Source organism: Microbacterium sp. NPDC090003 (assembly GCF_044748385.1).
Lineage (GTDB): Bacteria > Actinomycetota > Actinomycetes > Actinomycetales > Microbacteriaceae > Microbacterium.
Map to the genome: position 1 here is coordinate 37762 of NZ_JBIVFW010000002.1, position 15425 is coordinate 53186.

A 15425-nucleotide genomic window follows, 5' to 3' on the forward strand; every position below is an offset into this window, starting at 1 on the left:
GGCCTCGCTCGCGATCGCAACCCCCGCTCAGTCCAGGTCGATGACCCGATCGTTCAGCTCGGCGGCATCCGCATCCCACAGGCCGACGATGGGCGGTGCCAGAGACTCGGGATCGAGCGCCTTCGCGCGGAACACGACGGATGCCGCGCGCAGCGGCTCTCCCGCATCCCGAGCCGTCTTGGCGAACCCCTGCGCGACGGCGCGTGTCCAGGCCTCGCTCGCGGCCTTGACCGCGGCATAGTTCGCCCCGCCGGCGAGCGGTCGCGCGACGGCGGTCGACGACACGATCGCGAAGCGTCCGGCATCCGATGCCCGCAACGCCTCGTCGAAGGCGCGGCTCGTGGCGCGTACCGCTTCGAGCCCGGGCAGCAGCGCCGCGAAGTCCTCGTCGCTCTGGCCGGCGAGCCCGCCGCCCCCGCGCCACCCGCCCACGAGCGGTACGACGGCGTCGACCGTGACGCCGTCGGACACGAGCCGCTCGGCCAGCGCGCTCATCGCGTCGAGAGAGGTCGCATCGGCGACATCGGTCCGGGCTCCGGCATCGGCCAGCGGTCGCAGCCGATCCGCAGAGCGCCCGGTCGCGATGACGCGCATGCCCGCCGCGATCAGCGCGCGGGTCACGGCGAGGCCGGCGGTGCTCGTGGCCCCGGCGAGAACGATCGTCTTCATGTGCTCCACTCTCGCAAGAGTCCGGTTCGGGTGAAAGAACGCTTCCGCGGTCGGCGCGGGCGGATTCATCCGCAGAACCCGGACCGACCGCGGAAGCAGGGGCGCCCCAGCGTCACATCGTCACCGCACGCAGCGCGCGCGGGGGATCAGTCGTCGGTGCCGCGGATTCCCACGGTCGACTCGATCACGGTCTTCATCTTCTTGTCGAGCGCCTCGAAGAACATCGACAGCGGGAACTCGTCGTCGAGCACCGCGTCGGTGTAGCCCTTGGGGGCTCCCGCGAGGATCTCGTCCGACAGTCCGCGCGCCCAGGCAGACGCCGGGTGCGGCGTCAGCACCGAGCGGACGAGATCGTAGGCGGCCAGCCAGTGCGCCGTCTTCGGACGGTCGATCGAACGCCAGTACAGGTCGTCGATCGCATCGCCGAGCGCGACGACCGCGTCGGGCACGCCCTCCCAGTCGAACGCGAGCGCCGTGTCGGTCCAGTGCAGCACGCCGCGCTGGTGCAGCCACGCGAACAGCAGCTGGCCGCCGAGGCCGTCGTAGTTGCGCACGCGCGAACCCGTGATCGCGAAGCGGAAGATGCGGTCGAAGATCACCGCGTACTGCACGAGCGGCGCGTGCTCGAGCATCTCGCGCTCGGAATCGGTGAGGTCCTCGCCGGCCTCGCTGCGCGCGGTGAGCGTGCGCTCGATCTTCACCGACTCGCGGAACGCGGTCAGATCGCAGCGCATCTCTTCGAGCGAGTAGAGGAAGAACGGCATCCGCTGCTTGATCATGAACGGGTCGAACGGCAGGTCACCGCGCATGTGGGTGCGGTCGTGGATGATGTCCCACATCACGAACACCCGCTCGGTGAGCGCCTGGTCGTCGAGCATGTCGGCGGCGCGCTCGGGCAGGTCGAGCTTCGTGATCTCGGATGCCGCGCGCGTGACGCGACGGTAGCGGGCGGCCTCGCGGTCCTGGAAGATCGCGCCCCACGTGAACGAGGGGATCTCGCGCATCGCGACGGTCTCGGGGAACAGCACGGCCGAGTTCGTGTCGTACCCGGGCGTGAAGTCGATCAACCGCAGCGAGACGAACAGCTTGTTGCCGTAGTCGCCGGCCTCGAGGGCGCCGATGAACTCCGGCCAGATAGTCTCGACGATCAGGGCCTCGACGAGGCGGTCGCTCGAACCGTTCTGCGTGTACATCGGGAAGACGACCAGGTGGCGGATGCCGTCGACGCGGTGCTCCTGCGGCTGGAAGGCCACGAGCGAGTCGAGGAAGTCCGGCACGCCGAAGTCCTCGGCGGCCCAGCGGTCGAAGTCGACCACGGAGGCCGCGAGGTAGGCGGCGTCATGGGGGAATGCGGGCGCGAGGGCGCGGATGCCGGCGGTGATCGCGGCGACCAGCTCGCGAGCCGTCGCGTAATGCGCGGCGTCGGGGATCGATCCGTCCTTGATCTGCATCTCGCGGATCGCGATCGCGGCATCCTTGAGCTGTGCCCAGGCGGCGGAGGATTCCGCCGTCGAAGCATCCTCGACGACCTCGGGTTCGCCGACGATGGCCTGAACAGCGGAACTGTTGGCGGAAATGATGGACATCGGGACCTCCGATCGGAGAAATAGACGGAAACTTTCCTGTATATACGGAAAGCTAACGATATTCTTACACGCATGGATGACTCTGTCGACCGCGCGATCCTTGCCGAGATCTCCCGCGACGGGCGTGCCACGCTCTCGCAGCTGTCGGACGCCGTCGGGCTGTCGGTCTCGGCCGTGCAGTCGCGTCTGCGCCGCCTCGAGACGCGAGGGGTGATCACCGGCTACCGGGCGCTCCTCGACCCGGAGAAGGTGGGGACGCCGCTTTCGGCGTTCATCGAGATCACCCCGCTCGACCCCGCGCAGCCCGACGTCGCCCCCGAGCAGCTCGAGCACCTCGACGCGATCGAGGCGTGCCACTCGATCGCCGGTGACGCGAGCTACATGCTGTTCGTGCGCGTGGCCTCGCCCCGGGCGCTCGAGGAGCTCGTGCGCGACATCCGGCTCGCGGCATCCGTGAACACCCGCACGACGGTGGTGCTGCAGACCTACTATGAGCATCGACCGATCATCCCGATCGCCCACGACTGACCATCCGAAGGAGACACCGATGTCGTTCCAGGCCTACCTCGACAAGGTCGAGGCCCAGACCGGTCTCACACCCCGGCAGTTCATCGCGCTCGCGAAGGAGCAGGGGTTCGACGAGACGACGAAGTCGACCGTCGTGCTGAACTGGCTCAAGGAGACCTACGGCCTCGGCCACGGGCACGCCCAGGCGATGGTGCACGTGATCCTTAAAGGGCCGAAGATCAGCTCCACGCACGTGGGCAAGGGCGGAGCGCACGGCGACAAGAGCGACGAGCTGTGGCTCGACGGCAAGGACTCGAACCCGAATCCCTGACCCGCCGCCGCCCCCGGGCCGTCATCGGCTCGCACAGTAGGATTCCTCCGTGGCAGCATCCTCGAAGCGCAAGACCTCCGCGACCCGCAAGACGAACCCGACCCGCGTGAGCGGCAACCCGGCGAAGCGGGCGAGCGGCAACCCCGCCCGCCAGACCGTGATCGACGCCGGGCCGGTCACGCTCGGCGACTGGATCGGCGCAGCCCGTCTGCGCACGCTGCCCCTCGCGATCGCACCGGTGCTCATCGGCACGGGAGCCGCGCGCAGTACGGGCCCCGAGTTCCACTGGGTCATCGCCCTCGCCTGCCTCGCGGTGGCGGTGCTGCTGCAGATCGGCGTCAACTTCACCAACGACTACAGCGACGGCGTGCGGGGGACGGATGCCGTGCGCGTCGGTCCCACGCGCCTCACGGCCTCGGGTCGCGTGAAGCCGCGCACCGTGCTCATCATCGGGTTGGTGTTCTTCGCACTCGCCGCGGCGGTGGGCGTCGCCATCGTGGTGCGCACGGAGCAGTGGTGGATGCTGGCCGTCGGCGCCGCGTGCATCGTCGCCGCCTGGTTCTACACCGGAGGGAAGCGCCCCTACGGCTACGCCGGTCTGGGCGAGGTGTTCGTGTTCGTCTTCTTCGGGCTCGTCGCGACACTGGGCACGACCTGGGTGCAGATCTTCGACCTGCCGCAGCAGGCGTGGCTCGGGGCGATCGCCGCGGGACTGTTCGCCTGCGCCGTGCTGCTCGCCAACAACCTGCGCGACATCGACCAGGACCGTCTCGTCGGCAAGCGCACCCTCACGGTGCTCATCGGCCGCCGGGCGACGCAGGTGCTGTTCACGCTCTTCGCGCTCGCGCCGTTCGCGATCGCGATCCTGCTGGCGCTGCTCTTCCCGATCGCGTGGCTGTCGCTGCTCGCCCTGCTCGCGGGGCTCCCGGCGATCCTGATCGTCTGGACCTACCGCCAGCCCAAGGAACTCGTCATCGCTCTCGCGTTGACCTCGCTCACGTCGCTGCTCTACGCCGGGGCCCTGTTCTGGGCGTTCGTCGGCTGAGCGCGGTCACTTCTCGTCGCGGGAGCGCTCGCACGGGGCATCGCTCTCGCCGTCGACCACTGCATCCTCGGCATCCGCGTCCTCCTGGCGGCCGGAGACGCGCTCGCGGCGCTCGACGATTGCCGCCGACGCCTCGGTGAGCGGGCGGCGCAGGAACAGCATCGAGATGCTCGTGCCGATCAGTGCGGCGAAGATCGCGGCGAGCCACCAGAACTCCCGGAAGATCGGGAAGAAGAACCAGAGGATCGCGAGCGGGACGAGGAACGCCAGCAACCGGAGCACGGAGTAGACGAAGAAAGGTGCAGGCTTCACCCGACAAGTCTACGAGCGTTCGCCGGGTCGGACTTCTCGACCGGCCCTCACAGACCGATGCGCGCGAAGGGGATGCCGCGCACGACGCGGTGCCGTGGATGCTCGCCGAGCGTCCACAGCATCCGCTCCTCCGGATCGAGCGCGAGGTCCTCGCACCCGGCGGGCAGGGGTACGGCGTGGCGGGTCAGGCCGTCGCGCGTGCCGGTCCACAGCCGACCCGGCGTCTTCAGCGCCGACTGAGACACGAGGATCCGGTCGCCCCACCGCACGGCGCCCTGCATGCGCGCGATGCTCGGCGCGAACCGCTCGTGAGCGACGAAGACGTCATCGGTGGTCTCGGGGATCGTGAACTCGCCGATGCGTCCCTCGTCGTCGCGGCGGTACTCGCCGATCAGCACCCGCCGCAATGGTGCGCCGTCGGCGTCGAACACGCGCCCGAGGAACGAGCAGCGCAGATCCACCGGGTGCACGCGCGTGCGCACGGCGACCAGCGCGGAGCGCGACCACCATCGGCCGGCGATCCCGCGCACCCGCCGGGCCACCGGGCCGCGCACGCGGCGGATGTCGGACAGGTCGAACTCCCAGATGCCCTGCCCCGTCGCCGCGGCGAACAATCGATCGCCGAACCAGGCCAGCCCGCCGGTGTGGATCTGCGCGGGCTGGAGGTCCCCCGCCTCGTCCTCGATCGCGAGGGCGACATCGATATGACGCGCCCGCTCGGTGTCGATCAGCACGACGCGCGAGGCGAGATGGTGGCCGGTCCGATCCTGTCGGAACCAGCTGACCGCGAGCGTGCGGCGTCCCCCGCGCTCGCCGATATCGATCCCCTGCGGGTACCAGCGGGTCGTCCAGGCGCGCGCCGAGAGCCAGCGCAGTTCGTGGGTCTCGCGGCGGCGTCGCAGCATCCGACGACCTTTCGACCCGCGTGAGAAGAGCATCGCTCCATCGTGGCGGATGCGGGCGGCCCCGCGGGCCAAGACACCCCGCGTTCACCCGCGCGTCGCCGAGCGGCAAGGAACGCCTGAGACGATTCCCGACCGACCGACCCGACCATCCCCGGGAGCTCCGTGCGCAGCCCGCTCGTCACCGTCATCCTTCCCGCGAAGGACGCCGCGGCCTACATCGCGACCACGCTGGAGACCCTGACGCGCCAGTTCGACGACCCGGCGGCACTCAAGCTCGTGGCGATCGACGACGGATCCGGTGACGACACCGGCGCGCTCATGCGCCGCTACGCCGATCGGTTCCCGCACGCCGAGGTCATCCGCAACGACTCGGCCCGCGGGCTCGCGAGTGCGCGCAACCAGGGGCTCGCGCACGTCGAGGGCGATGCCTTCTGCTTCCTCGACGGCGACGACTGGATGCAGCCGCAGCGGCTCGCCGTGCTCGCGCGCCGGCTGCGCGAGCTGGATGCCGACTTCGTGCGCACCGATCACGTCACGGTGACGGATGCCGACCGCGTGCTCGTGCGCGCTCCGCACCCGTGGCGGGAGACCGTCGTCGCCGCCCGCGACGCGATCCTGCCGGCGACCGAGACCACGATGGTCGACTACCCGTTCGCCTGGGCGGGCATCTTCAGCCGCCGGATCATCGATCGCGGGCTCGCCGCCTTCCCCGAGGGGCTGCACACCGCCGAGGACCGGCCGTGGATCTGGCGGCTGCACCTGTCGGACGCCTCGTTCGCCGTGGTCGACGCCCCCGCACTCCTGTACCGCCGCGGGGTGCCGACCTCGCTCACGCAGGTGCGCGACCGCCGCCAGCTCGACTTCGCCCGCGCGATGGCCGATGCGGTCGCGATCGTCGAAGCGGATGCCGAGGCCGCACGATTCCTGCCGAAGATCACCTTCTCCTCCCTGGCGCTCAGCTCGCATCACCTCGTGCGGGCCCGGCGGATGCCGCGCGCGCTGCGCGGGGAGATGCGCGCGGGGATCGTCGAACTGCTGCGGGCGCTGCCCGACGCCGAGGTGCGGGCCGCCGTGCGCGGGCTCTCGGGGCCGCGGCGCCGAGTGCTGGCGCGGGTGCTCCGACAGGCGGGGCACGGCTCGTGACCCAGGTCTTCGCGCTGCACAGCGCCTACGGGCTCGCGACCGTCGCCGCGGCGATCGACGACGGGCTCGTGGCGCCGCGTCCCGGTGACGCGGGCGGTGACCGCGTGCTGGTGCCGTTCGTCTCGGCGCGGGTGCCCGAACTCGTGACGGGGATCGCCGCCGACCCGGCGCTCACCGCGCTGCGCGCCCGGTTCGACCGGATCGAAGACCTCGACGCGCTGCTCGGCCCCCGGCATCCGAGCGGATGGGAACCGGAGGCCGCCGACCTGCCGCTGCTCGAGCGCCTGCTCACCCGGACCTGGAACCTCGATGCCGATGACCTCGAGCTGTTCGTGCAGAGCCCGCAGGTCGCGCCGGCGCGCACGCTGATGTCGCTCTTCCCGCGCGCGAGGATCACGATCGTGGGAGACGGCCTCATGACGTACTCGCCGATGCGGGTGCCCCTCGACCACGCCGTGCGCAGCCGGATCGTCCGGGTGCTGCACGCCGATGTCGTACCCGGGGTCGCGCCCCTCGCCGGCGGCCCGGTCGCGGCATCCGTTCCCGTGCCCGTCGCCGCGCTCGGACGTGTTCTCGACGAGACCGATCTCGGGGAGCCCCTCGTCGACACGGAGGGGCATTCGCTCGACGACGGCACCCCCACGGCGATCGTGCTCGGGCAGTACCTCTCGGCGCTCGGCCTGCTCGCCCCGCGCGAGGAGATCGCGCTGCAGCGCGACCTGATCGACCGCGCGGCGGCCGCCGGGCCCGCCCGCATCGTCTTCAAACCGCATCCGGCGGCGCCGCCGCTGCAGACGGATGCCGTGCGCGAACGCGCTCTCTCGCACGGCGTGGAGTTCGCCGTGTACCGCGGTCCGCTCGCCGCCGAGGTCCTCGCGCGCCGCGTCGACGCCCGTGCGGTGGTCGCGGCGTTCTCGACCGCGCTGCCCACCGTGCAGGCTCTGCGCGGCACGACGATCGGATCGGCGGGGGCGGCGATGCTGCTGCGCCGCCTGCGCCCGTACGAGAACAGCAACCGGGTACCGCTCACGATCGTCGATGCGCTCACCCGGGAGGATTCCCCGTACGTCGATCCTGCACGTCTGCAGCTGCTCGTCGATGCGGTGGGCTACGCCATGCAGCCCGAGATCGCCGGACACCTGCGCGAGCGCGCGGAGCTGCTGCTGCGCGATCTGCCGCCGGCGGAGCGCGATCGGTACTTCGCTCCCGAGCGGCTGCGCGACCTCCGCCTGCCCGGGGCGCCGGCCGACGGCGGGGTGCGACGGATGCTGCGATCGGCCGGAGGCACCGGGCGCGTGGAGGAGCTGCGGTTGACGGCCATCGGGGCGCGACGGCGCGCGGGCCAGGCCTGGCGAGTGATTCGGGGGCGATGACAGGGATGACGACATGAGCGATGACATGAGCGAAGCGACGACCGAACCGATCGACGGGCTGACGGTCGCGATCATCCCCGCGCGCGGCGGGTCGAAGGGCGTCCCCCGCAAGAACCTGCGGACCGTCGGGGGCGTGCCGCTGGTCGTGCGCGCGATCCGGGCGGCCCGAGACGCCGCGGGCATCGATCTCGTCGTCGTCTCGACCGATGACGACGAGATCGCCGCCGTGAGCGCGGCGGCGGGCGCACGGGTGGTCCGCCGACCCGCGGAGATCTCCGGCGACACGGCGTCGTCGGAGAGCGCGCTCCTGCACGCGGTCGACGACCTCGAAGCCGCGGGCGACCGGGTCGGGATCATCGCGTTCGTGCAGGCCACCTCACCGTTCCTCCCGAGCGCCGCGCTCGCCGGAGCCGTCGCCGAGGTGCGCGCCGACCGTGCCGACAGCGTGTTCTCGGCGCACGAGACCTACGGCTTCCTCTGGCGTCGCGGGAGCGGTGCGGACGGCGACGGAGTCGGTGCACAGGCCGCGGCCGTCAATCACGAGGCCGCGCACCGCCCGCGCCGTCAGGATCGCGAACCGCACTACCTCGAGACCGGTGCCTTCTACGTCTTCCGCGCCCCGGCCTTCCGCACGATCAGGCACCGCTTCTTCGGGCGGATCCGCATCGCCGAGGTGCCGGAGTGGACGGCGATCGAGATCGACGACGCACAGCAGCTCCGCATCGCCGACGCGCTCGCCGCGGTGCACGATCGGGCAGGCGGTGCCCCCGGGCGCATCGAGGTGCGCGCCGTGGTCACCGACTTCGACGGCGTGCACACCGACGACACCGCGATCATCGACGCCGATGGCGGGGAACGCGTGCGGGTGAGCCGGGAGGACGGCATGGGCGTCGCACTGCTCCGACGCGCCGGTATCCCGATGCTGATCCTCTCGACCGAGCAGAACCCCGTCGTCCGTGCGCGGGCCGCGAAGCTGAGGGTGCCGGTGCTGCACGGCATCGACGACAAGGAGCAGGCGCTGCGCACATGGGCCGCGGATGCCGGCATCCGCCTGGGCGACATCGCGTACCTCGGCAACGACGTCAACGACCTGCCCGCGATGCGCATCGTCGGGTGGCCGGTCGCGGTGGCGAACGCGCACCCGCGCGTGCTCGCCGCCGCGCGGGTCGTGCTCACCCGCACCGGCGGCAACGGTGCCGTGCGCGAGCTCGTCGAACGGGTGTTGCCCGACTGACCGGTGCCGGTAACCCGGGCGTCGTCGGGTGTTCACCCCCGAGGCGTAGCCAGGAGGGGCGGGGTTTTTCCGCATCGCTCGACCCGCTCGACCACCGGAGGAACCATGACCGTCAGCATCGGATCGCGTGTGATCGGCGGCGGTCGCCCCGCCTACGTCATCGCCGAGATCGGCCTGAACCACAACGGCGACGTCGAGATCGCGAAGCGCCTCATCGACGTCGCGGCCAGGGCCGGTGCCGACGCCGTGAAGTTCCAGAAGCGCACCCCGGAGATCTCGACGCCCGCGCACATGCGCGACGTGCCGCGCGAGACGCCGTGGGGCACCATGAGCTACCTCGACTACCGCCGCCGCGTCGAGTTCGGCCGCGACGAGTACATCGCGATCGGCGACCACGCCACGATGCTCGGCCTCGACTGGTTCGCCTCGCCGTGGGACGTGCCGAGCGTCGCCTTCCTGGAAGAGCTCAACGTGGTCGCGCACAAGGTCGCCTCGGCGAGCCTGACCGACACCGAACTGCTCGTCGCCCTGCGCGAGACCGGCAAGCCCGTCATCCTCTCGACCGGCATGTCGACGATCGAGCAGATCGACCGCGCGCTCGACACGCTCGGCACCGATCGCGTCGTGCTCATGCACGCCACCTCCACCTACCCGCTCGAGCCCGAGGAGGCGAACCTGCGGGCGATCGCCACGCTGCGCGACCGCTACCCGGGGATCCCCGTCGGCTACTCCGGGCACGAGCGCGGCCTGCAGATCTCGCTGGCCGCCGTCGCCATCGGCGCCGTCGCCGTCGAGCGCCACATCACCCTCGACCGCACGATGTGGGGTTCCGACCACGCGGCCTCCCTCGAGCCGACCGGCCTCGAGCACCTCGTGCGCGACATCCGCGTGATCGAGAAGGCCCTCGGCGACGGCGTCAAGCGCGTCTTCGACAGCGAGCTCGCCCCCATGGCGAAGCTGCGGCGCGTTCCCGCATGACCGATCTGCGCGCCGGGGCGGCCGGAGGGCTGAGGGTCGTGGCGATCGCCGATGCCGACTCCTTCGTGAAGTGGTCGGCCTCGCTGCTCGCGGCGGTGCCCGGCATCCGTCCGCAGCTGCTGCTCGTGCGCACCCCGCTCACCGCGAGTGCGGCGCAGCAGCGCACGGCGCTCGCGGGCACCGGCATCCGTGAGTCCGATGTCGCGCGCATCGCATTCCGCGAGGCCGAGGCCTGGCTCACCCGGCACGAGCCGGACGTCGTGGTGCTCGCCGGGCGCGGGCCGTTCGTGCGCCTGATGGGGCGCGTGATCGACGCGCTGCCCCAGCGTCCCGTCACCGTCTCGGGCCTGCCGGGGATGGCGATCCCGGCGCAGCGCGGCGCCCTCGACTACCGGCGCCACACCGACGTGATGGTCGTGCACTCGCACCGGGAGCAGCGGGCTTTCGACGAGCTCGGTCGGCGCATCGGCGTTCAGGTGCCGACGGCTCTCGCGACGCTGCCGTTCGCGCGCGGCCGGGAGCGGATGCTGGTCGGCGACCGTGCGCGGGTGCTCGCCGCGGGAGTTGCGGGAGCGGCGTCGGCGGGCGCACTGGCGGTGGCGGAGCGTCCGCGTTCCGCGGAGCCCGCGGCTCACCGGCCCCCGGCGACCGACATCGTGTTCGCGGCCCAGGCGATGGTTCCCGCGGAGCGCGCCGAGCGCGAGAAGATCGCCGAGATGCTCATCCGGGCCGCCGAGGTCGACCCCACCCGCCGCATCGTGGTGAAGCTGCGGTCGCGGCCGGGGGAGGCCGAGACGCACCTCGAGCGGGACTCGTACCCCGAGTTGCTCGCGGGCCGGATGCCGTCGAACCTCGTCGTCTCGTACGCGTCCATGGCCGAGGCTCTCTCGACTGCCGCGGGTCTCGTCACCGTGAGCTCGACCGCTGCGATCGAAGCCGTGGCGCAGGGCGTGCCGGTGATCGCCCTCGACTCGTACGGGGTGAGCAAGTCGCTGCTCAACACGGTGTTCGTGGGCAGCGGCCTGCTCGGCGGCGGGCGCGAGGTGGTGGGCGGCAGGTTCCGCCAACCGCACCCCGACTGGCTGCGCGACAACTACTTCCACCCGTCGAAGGAGTCGACGTGGTGGGAGCGCGTCGAGGAGCTCGTCGCACTGCGGCGGGCGGGTGGCCTTCCCGCCCGGCGGGTGCCCGCCCCTCGCGGGGGTCGGCTGCACGAGGCGTGGCATCGGGCGAGCGTGCTCGGCCGCGAGGACCGGTCGGTGAGCGGTGCGCTCGCACTCGCGATCGGTGTGCCGGCGACCCGCCTGATCTCGGCGCTGCGCCGAGGACGTACGCAGGGCGGCGGGCGCACCTGGGCGGACGCCTCGACCGATTACACGCTCGAGCCGAGCCCGTTGCGCGACTCCATCCGGCGGTGAGGCGCCCGGGTGGTGTGACATCGAGCGTTCGATGACGTCACACGAAGTAGTCGAGTGTCACTTCGGGGAATGTCCTCGCTTTGCCGCGGACGCCCGGGTAACGTCAGTGCCATCGCGGCGATCCGGGCGGTCCCGGGCCTCAGCTCATATCTGACGGCGTTGCGGGTTCGACTCCCGCCGTCGCGTCCACTTCTCTCGACAGGACCCCCGGGTCACCCCACCCGCTCGTCCAACCAGTCGAACATCCGCTGCGCGGTGATCGTGCGGCCGAGCGGCTGGCAGTGCCCGTCGGCGCCCTCGGCCGCGGTGAAGTGCACGATCGTCGAGACTCCGGGCGTCAGGGCCGCGAGCCGATCGGCCTGACCGGGCCAGAACTGCTCGTTCTCGGGCGAGAGGATCAGCAGCGGGGTCGTGATCTCGGCGGCGATGTCGGCGACCGAGTACTGACGCACGGCATGGATCGTCTCGCCGTAGCCTCGTGTGCCGTAGGGGCGAGCGCGGAAGCGCCAGGTGCGTGCGGTCTCGGGGGAGAGCTTGAGTCCGAGCTCCATCTCGCGGTCGAACTTCTCGACCTGTCCCTCATCGAGCAGCTTCAGCAGCCCGTGCGGGAGGTGCCCGGTCCACGAGATCGAGACGTCGACGATCCCGGGGTCGGTGATCGCGGCGGCGAAGCGGTCCTCGAAGGCCAGGGCGCGCGCCACCCAGTAGCTGCCCTGGCTGATGCCGTACACGGCGATGCGCATCGCATCCACGCCGTCGAGGCGGGCGACCGTGTCGAAGACCGGGGCGAGCACGTGCTCCCAGTCGGGGCGGAACGGCACGTCCTTCTCGAACAGCTCCGACTGCTGGCCGGGCCCGTCGAACACGAGCACGTTGTACCCGCGGCGCAGAGCGGGCGCGACGACGGCGGCGTAGAGCGAGGCACGCGAGCCGTCGCTGCCGTTGACGGCCACCAGCGTCGGGGGCGTCGCATCCTCCGACGCGGGGGCGGGGCGGAAGAACCAGCCGGGCAGGGTTCCGCCGCCGCACGGGATCGAGACGTCCTCGATCACGCTCGACGTGTGCGCCACGAATCCGCGCCAGGCGGCCTCCTGCTTCGCGAACGTCGGTGACATCGCGTCCGGGTCGGCGAGTGCGCTCGCCGCGTTGACGGCGACGCCGTAGTACGCCGAGGCGCGCAGGTAGGCGGATGCCGCGCTCACCGCGTGCCCCGCCTCCGCGCTCGCGGATGCCGTGGCGACCGTGCGGTCGGCGAGGCCCTTCCAGGCGTCGAACCAGGCCTCGTGCTCGCCATTGCGGATGCCGGCGACGGCGGCGAGGACCTCGCCCGGTTCTGCGGCGCCCTCCACGCTCGCGCCGAGGGCGCTGCGGATCTCGAAGTCGAAGTCGGCGCTCTCGGAGAACGCGCGGATGTGTGCGGAGTGGTGGGTCATGGGAGACTCCCTTCCCCTTCCACTATCGGGCGTCGTCGGCGTCGCTGACAAGGCGCGCCTCGATCGGCGCCCAGCCGCTCTCGAGAACGTGGAACCCGGCGTCGAGCGTCGCGAGTTGGTCGTCACTGTCGGTGACGAGCAGCTGGAGCTGCAGCACGAAGCGCGCGTACACGCGGATCTCGGGGGTGGGTGAGGGCAGCCCGAACTCCTCCGCGATCACGTCGGAGAGCGCGTCCTCGTGGCGCAGCCACATCCGGGCGGCGTACTCGCGCAGCGCGGGCGTCTCGTTCAGGAAGCGCAGGAAGATGCGCGCGACGTCCTCGCCGTGCTCGTTCAGGTTCTCGCCGATCTCGGTGGCGTAGAAGTCGCGGATCGCACGGTTGATCGTGATGCCCTCCGCGCGATCGCGCACGGCTCCGACCAGGCGATCGCGCTGCTCGTCGTCCTCGTCGAAGACGAGCGCCTCCTTCTGCGGGAAGTGCGCGAAGACGGTGGTGGGGGAGACGTCTGCAGCATCCGCGACCTCGCGGATGCTGACGTTGTCGAAGCCGCGTTCGAGGAACATCATCGTCGCGACATCCGAGATGTTCTTGCGGGTCGCCGCCTTCTTGCGCTCCCGCCGGCCGAGGGGGCTCGTTTCGGTCATACCCTCACCTTACCCCGCACTCGGTACAAAACTGGCTTGACACCGAAACTGGTATGGATACACTTTCGGTATGACTTCACCCTCTCTCCTCTCCACGCGCTCCACGAACCGCGCCTGGATCATGCTCATCGTCCTGACGATGCTCACCGTCATCGGCATGACGGTCGTCCTTCCCGTGCTCCCCTTCGTCGTGCTGCAATATGTCTCGCACGAGAGCGACCTCGCCATCTGGGTCGGGGTCCTCGAGGCGATCAACGGTCTGTGCGCCTTCCTCGTCGCCCCGTTCCTCGGTCGGCTCTCCGACCGCTTCGGTCGGAGGCCCGTCATCATCGCCGCAGCTTTCGGAGCGGCGCTCTCGATGGCGCTGTTCGGGATCGGCGGCGCTCTCTGGGTGCTCGTGCTCGCGCGGGTGATCCAGGGTCTTACCGCCGGCGACCTGCCGGCGCTCTTCGCCTACCTCGCCGACATCACCCCGCCCGAGAAGCGCGCGCAGCGCTTCGGTCTGCTCGGCGCCCTCTCCGGCATCGGCATGATGGTGGGCCCGGCGGTCGGTGGACTCCTCGCGGCGATCAGCCTGCAACTGCCCGTGTTCCTCACCGCCGCCGTCGGCCTGACGATCGCGATCCTCAGCATCTTCCTGCTGCCCGAGAGTCTCGCCCCCGAGAACCGCATCACGCGGATCTCGGCTCCCGACGTGCAACCGTTCGCCGTGTTCCGCAACGCCTTCGCCCGCCGTGAACTGCGCGGGCTCCTCATCGGCTTCGCGCTGATCGCCCTGCCGTTCGGGTTCTTCGTCAACAACTTCAGCGTGCTCGCCCTCGATGCGATCCAGTGGGGTCCCACGCAGATCGGGCTCCTGACGGCCGGCGTCGGGATCATCGACATCCTCATCCAGGGCGTGCTGCTCGGCATCCTGCTGCCCCGGATCGGCGAGCGCGGCGTGATCATCAGCGGAATCGCCGCGCAGGCGATCGGTCTCGCCGGGCTCGCAATCGTCGCATCGGTGCTCGCTCAGCCGTGGGTGTTCATCGTCGGCGCGCTGATGCTCGCCGCAGGGCAAGGCGCCGCGACCGCCGCGATGGACGGCGCGATGTCGAACGCGGTCGGCGACGACGAGCAGGGCTGGCTGGGCGGGGTGACGCAGTCGCTCAACGCCGCGATGGGCACGGTCGCCCCGCTCATCGCCGCCGCGCTCTACACCGTCATCAGCCACTCCGCGCCCTACTGGCTGGGCGTCGCGCTCATGGTCGTCGCCGCGATCGTCATCGGACGCGCGCATATCGCCAACACCGCGAAGAACGAGGCGATCGACACCGCCGACGAGCAGAGTGACGCGCAGGGTGCCGCTGCCCCCACGCCGATCGCGGGATGACGCCGATCGCGGGATGATGGATGCCATGTCCGCCTCCGCTCGCCCCGGCCTCCGGGTCTCGTCGGGTCTCACGATCCCCGAGTCCGAGCTGTCGTGGCGGTTCTCGCGCTCGTCGGGGCCGGGCGGGCAGGGCGTGAACACCGCGGATTCCCGCGTGGAACTGGTGTGGGATGCTGCGAACTCCGCGCAGCTCTCCCCGGTGCAGCGGGCGCGGCTCGTCGAGAGGCTCGCCGGCCGGCTGGTGAAAGGCGTGCTCACGATCGCGGCATCCGAGCACCGGGCGCAACTGCGAAACCGTGAGGCGGCGCGGGAGCGGCTGGCGGCTCTCGTCGCCGAGGCGATCCGGCCGCCGGCCCCGCCCCGGCGCGCCACGAAGCCCAGTCGTGGGTCGAAGGAACGGCGGCTCAAGGCCAAGCAGCGACGCACCGACGTGAAGCAACTGCGTCAGCGTCCGCGAGACGTCTGACCCGTCC

Annotated in this window: 16 protein-coding genes and 1 pseudogene; 11 read left to right on the plus strand and 6 right to left on the minus strand. The window is 71.1% G+C overall.

Annotated features, from left to right (window positions below):
* Positions 1-27 precede the first annotated feature (27 nt).
* Together ACIPVN_RS13020 and ACIPVN_RS13025 are read right to left on the minus strand one after the other, a co-directional pair.
* A complete protein-coding gene (locus ACIPVN_RS13020) occupies positions 28-669 on the minus strand; it encodes an SDR family NAD(P)-dependent oxidoreductase (protein WP_400443470.1) in 642 nt (213 codons plus the stop codon).
* Between the two features lie 146 nt (positions 670-815).
* Positions 816-2255, minus strand: a complete 1440-nt coding sequence (locus tag ACIPVN_RS13025) for a DUF6421 family protein (RefSeq protein WP_400443472.1) — start codon at positions 2253-2255, stop codon at positions 816-818.
* Positions 2256-2327: 72 nt separating this feature from the next.
* On the opposite strand from ACIPVN_RS13025, the gene ACIPVN_RS13030 reads away from it, so the two are divergent.
* Genes ACIPVN_RS13030 through ACIPVN_RS13040 form a run of 3 tightly spaced genes read left to right on the plus strand, consistent with a single transcriptional unit; the run spans position 2328 to position 4138 of the window.
* A complete protein-coding gene (locus tag ACIPVN_RS13030; protein WP_400443474.1) occupies positions 2328-2783 on the plus strand; it encodes an Lrp/AsnC family transcriptional regulator in 456 nt (151 codons plus the stop codon).
* Positions 2784-2802: 19 nt separating this feature from the next.
* Positions 2803-3093, plus strand: a complete 291-nt coding sequence (locus ACIPVN_RS13035; protein ID WP_400443477.1) for a DUF4287 domain-containing protein — start codon at positions 2803-2805, stop codon at positions 3091-3093.
* A 49-nt stretch (positions 3094-3142) separates the two neighbouring features.
* Complete coding sequence (locus ACIPVN_RS13040) at positions 3143-4138, plus strand: 1,4-dihydroxy-2-naphthoate polyprenyltransferase (protein ID WP_400443480.1); 996 nt, start codon at positions 3143-3145, stop codon at positions 4136-4138.
* Between the two features lie 6 nt (positions 4139-4144).
* Here the strand turns inward: ACIPVN_RS13040 and ACIPVN_RS13045 are convergent, their stop codons facing one another.
* On the minus strand, positions 4145-4450 hold the full coding sequence (locus ACIPVN_RS13045; RefSeq protein ID WP_400443483.1) for a DUF4229 domain-containing protein: 306 nt from the start codon (positions 4448-4450) through the stop codon (positions 4145-4147).
* Between the two features lie 47 nt (positions 4451-4497).
* Entirely contained in the window at positions 4498-5355 is an 858-nt protein-coding gene (locus tag ACIPVN_RS13050; RefSeq protein WP_400443486.1) for a hypothetical protein, read from the minus strand.
* Between the two features lie 162 nt (positions 5356-5517).
* On the opposite strand from ACIPVN_RS13050, the gene ACIPVN_RS13055 reads away from it, so the two are divergent.
* The 6 genes and pseudogenes from ACIPVN_RS13055 to ACIPVN_RS13080 all read left to right on the plus strand — a co-directional run bounded on the left by ACIPVN_RS13055 (position 5518) and on the right by ACIPVN_RS13080 (position 11690).
* Positions 5518-6498, plus strand: coding sequence for a glycosyltransferase family 2 protein (locus ACIPVN_RS13055; protein ID WP_400443488.1), 981 nt, complete (start codon positions 5518-5520; stop codon positions 6496-6498).
* On the plus strand, positions 6495-7871 hold the full coding sequence (locus tag ACIPVN_RS13060; RefSeq protein WP_400443491.1) for a polysialyltransferase family glycosyltransferase: 1377 nt from the start codon (positions 6495-6497) through the stop codon (positions 7869-7871). Before ACIPVN_RS13055 ends, ACIPVN_RS13060 begins: the two co-directional genes overlap by 4 nt.
* A 13-nt stretch (positions 7872-7884) precedes the next feature.
* Positions 7885-9105, plus strand: coding sequence for a cytidylyltransferase domain-containing protein (locus ACIPVN_RS13065; RefSeq protein ID WP_400443494.1), 1221 nt, complete (start codon positions 7885-7887; stop codon positions 9103-9105).
* 105 nt (positions 9106-9210) lie between these two features.
* Positions 9211-10083, plus strand: a complete 873-nt coding sequence (locus tag ACIPVN_RS13070; protein ID WP_400443497.1) for an N-acetylneuraminate synthase family protein — start codon at positions 9211-9213, stop codon at positions 10081-10083.
* Positions 10080-11501: a DUF6716 putative glycosyltransferase gene (locus ACIPVN_RS13075; RefSeq protein ID WP_400443500.1), complete on the plus strand. Its 1422-nt coding sequence runs from the start codon at positions 10080-10082 to the stop codon at positions 11499-11501. Before ACIPVN_RS13070 ends, ACIPVN_RS13075 begins: the two co-directional genes overlap by 4 nt.
* Before the next feature lie 113 nt (positions 11502-11614).
* A pseudogene (locus tag ACIPVN_RS13080) lies at positions 11615-11690 on the plus strand.
* A 23-nt stretch (positions 11691-11713) separates the two neighbouring features.
* Here ACIPVN_RS13080 and ACIPVN_RS13085 read toward each other — a convergent pair.
* Both ACIPVN_RS13085 and ACIPVN_RS13090 read right to left on the minus strand, forming a co-directional pair.
* Positions 11714-12934, minus strand: a complete 1221-nt coding sequence (locus ACIPVN_RS13085; RefSeq protein ID WP_400443503.1) for an alpha/beta hydrolase family protein — start codon at positions 12932-12934, stop codon at positions 11714-11716.
* A 22-nt stretch (positions 12935-12956) separates the two neighbouring features.
* Complete coding sequence (locus ACIPVN_RS13090; RefSeq protein WP_400443506.1) at positions 12957-13580, minus strand: TetR/AcrR family transcriptional regulator; 624 nt, start codon at positions 13578-13580, stop codon at positions 12957-12959.
* Between the two features lie 70 nt (positions 13581-13650).
* Here ACIPVN_RS13090 and ACIPVN_RS13095 point away from each other — a divergent pair, with 70 nt between their 5' ends.
* Entirely contained in the window at positions 13651-14952 is a 1302-nt protein-coding gene (locus ACIPVN_RS13095; protein WP_400443508.1) for an MFS transporter, read from the plus strand.
* Positions 14953-14977: 25 nt separating this feature from the next.
* On the plus strand, positions 14978-15418 hold the full coding sequence (gene arfB, locus ACIPVN_RS13100) for an alternative ribosome rescue aminoacyl-tRNA hydrolase ArfB (protein ID WP_400443510.1): 441 nt from the start codon (positions 14978-14980) through the stop codon (positions 15416-15418).
* Positions 15419-15425: the final 7 nt, after the last annotated feature.

Coding starts and splice junctions, on each gene's coding strand:
- ACIPVN_RS13020 (WP_400443470.1), bottom strand. CDS start 669: ATGAAGACGATCGTTCTCGCCGGGGCCACGAGCACCGCCGGCCTCGCC.
- ACIPVN_RS13025 (WP_400443472.1), bottom strand. CDS start 2,255: ATGTCCATCATTTCCGCCAACAGTTCCGCTGTTCAGGCCATCGTCGGC.
- ACIPVN_RS13030 (WP_400443474.1), top strand. CDS start 2,328: ATGGATGACTCTGTCGACCGCGCGATCCTTGCCGAGATCTCCCGCGAC.
- ACIPVN_RS13035 (WP_400443477.1), top strand. CDS start 2,803: ATGTCGTTCCAGGCCTACCTCGACAAGGTCGAGGCCCAGACCGGTCTC.
- ACIPVN_RS13050 (WP_400443486.1), bottom strand. CDS start 5,355: ATGCTGCGACGCCGCCGCGAGACCCACGAACTGCGCTGGCTCTCGGCG.
- ACIPVN_RS13065 (WP_400443494.1), top strand. CDS start 7,885: ATGAGCGATGACATGAGCGAAGCGACGACCGAACCGATCGACGGGCTG.
- ACIPVN_RS13070 (WP_400443497.1), top strand. CDS start 9,211: ATGACCGTCAGCATCGGATCGCGTGTGATCGGCGGCGGTCGCCCCGCC.
- ACIPVN_RS13075 (WP_400443500.1), top strand. CDS start 10,080: ATGACCGATCTGCGCGCCGGGGCGGCCGGAGGGCTGAGGGTCGTGGCG.
- ACIPVN_RS13085 (WP_400443503.1), bottom strand. CDS start 12,934: ATGACCCACCACTCCGCACACATCCGCGCGTTCTCCGAGAGCGCCGAC.
- ACIPVN_RS13090 (WP_400443506.1), bottom strand. CDS start 13,580: ATGACCGAAACGAGCCCCCTCGGCCGGCGGGAGCGCAAGAAGGCGGCG.
- ACIPVN_RS13095 (WP_400443508.1), top strand. CDS start 13,651: ATGACTTCACCCTCTCTCCTCTCCACGCGCTCCACGAACCGCGCCTGG.
- arfB (WP_400443510.1), top strand. CDS start 14,978: ATGTCCGCCTCCGCTCGCCCCGGCCTCCGGGTCTCGTCGGGTCTCACG.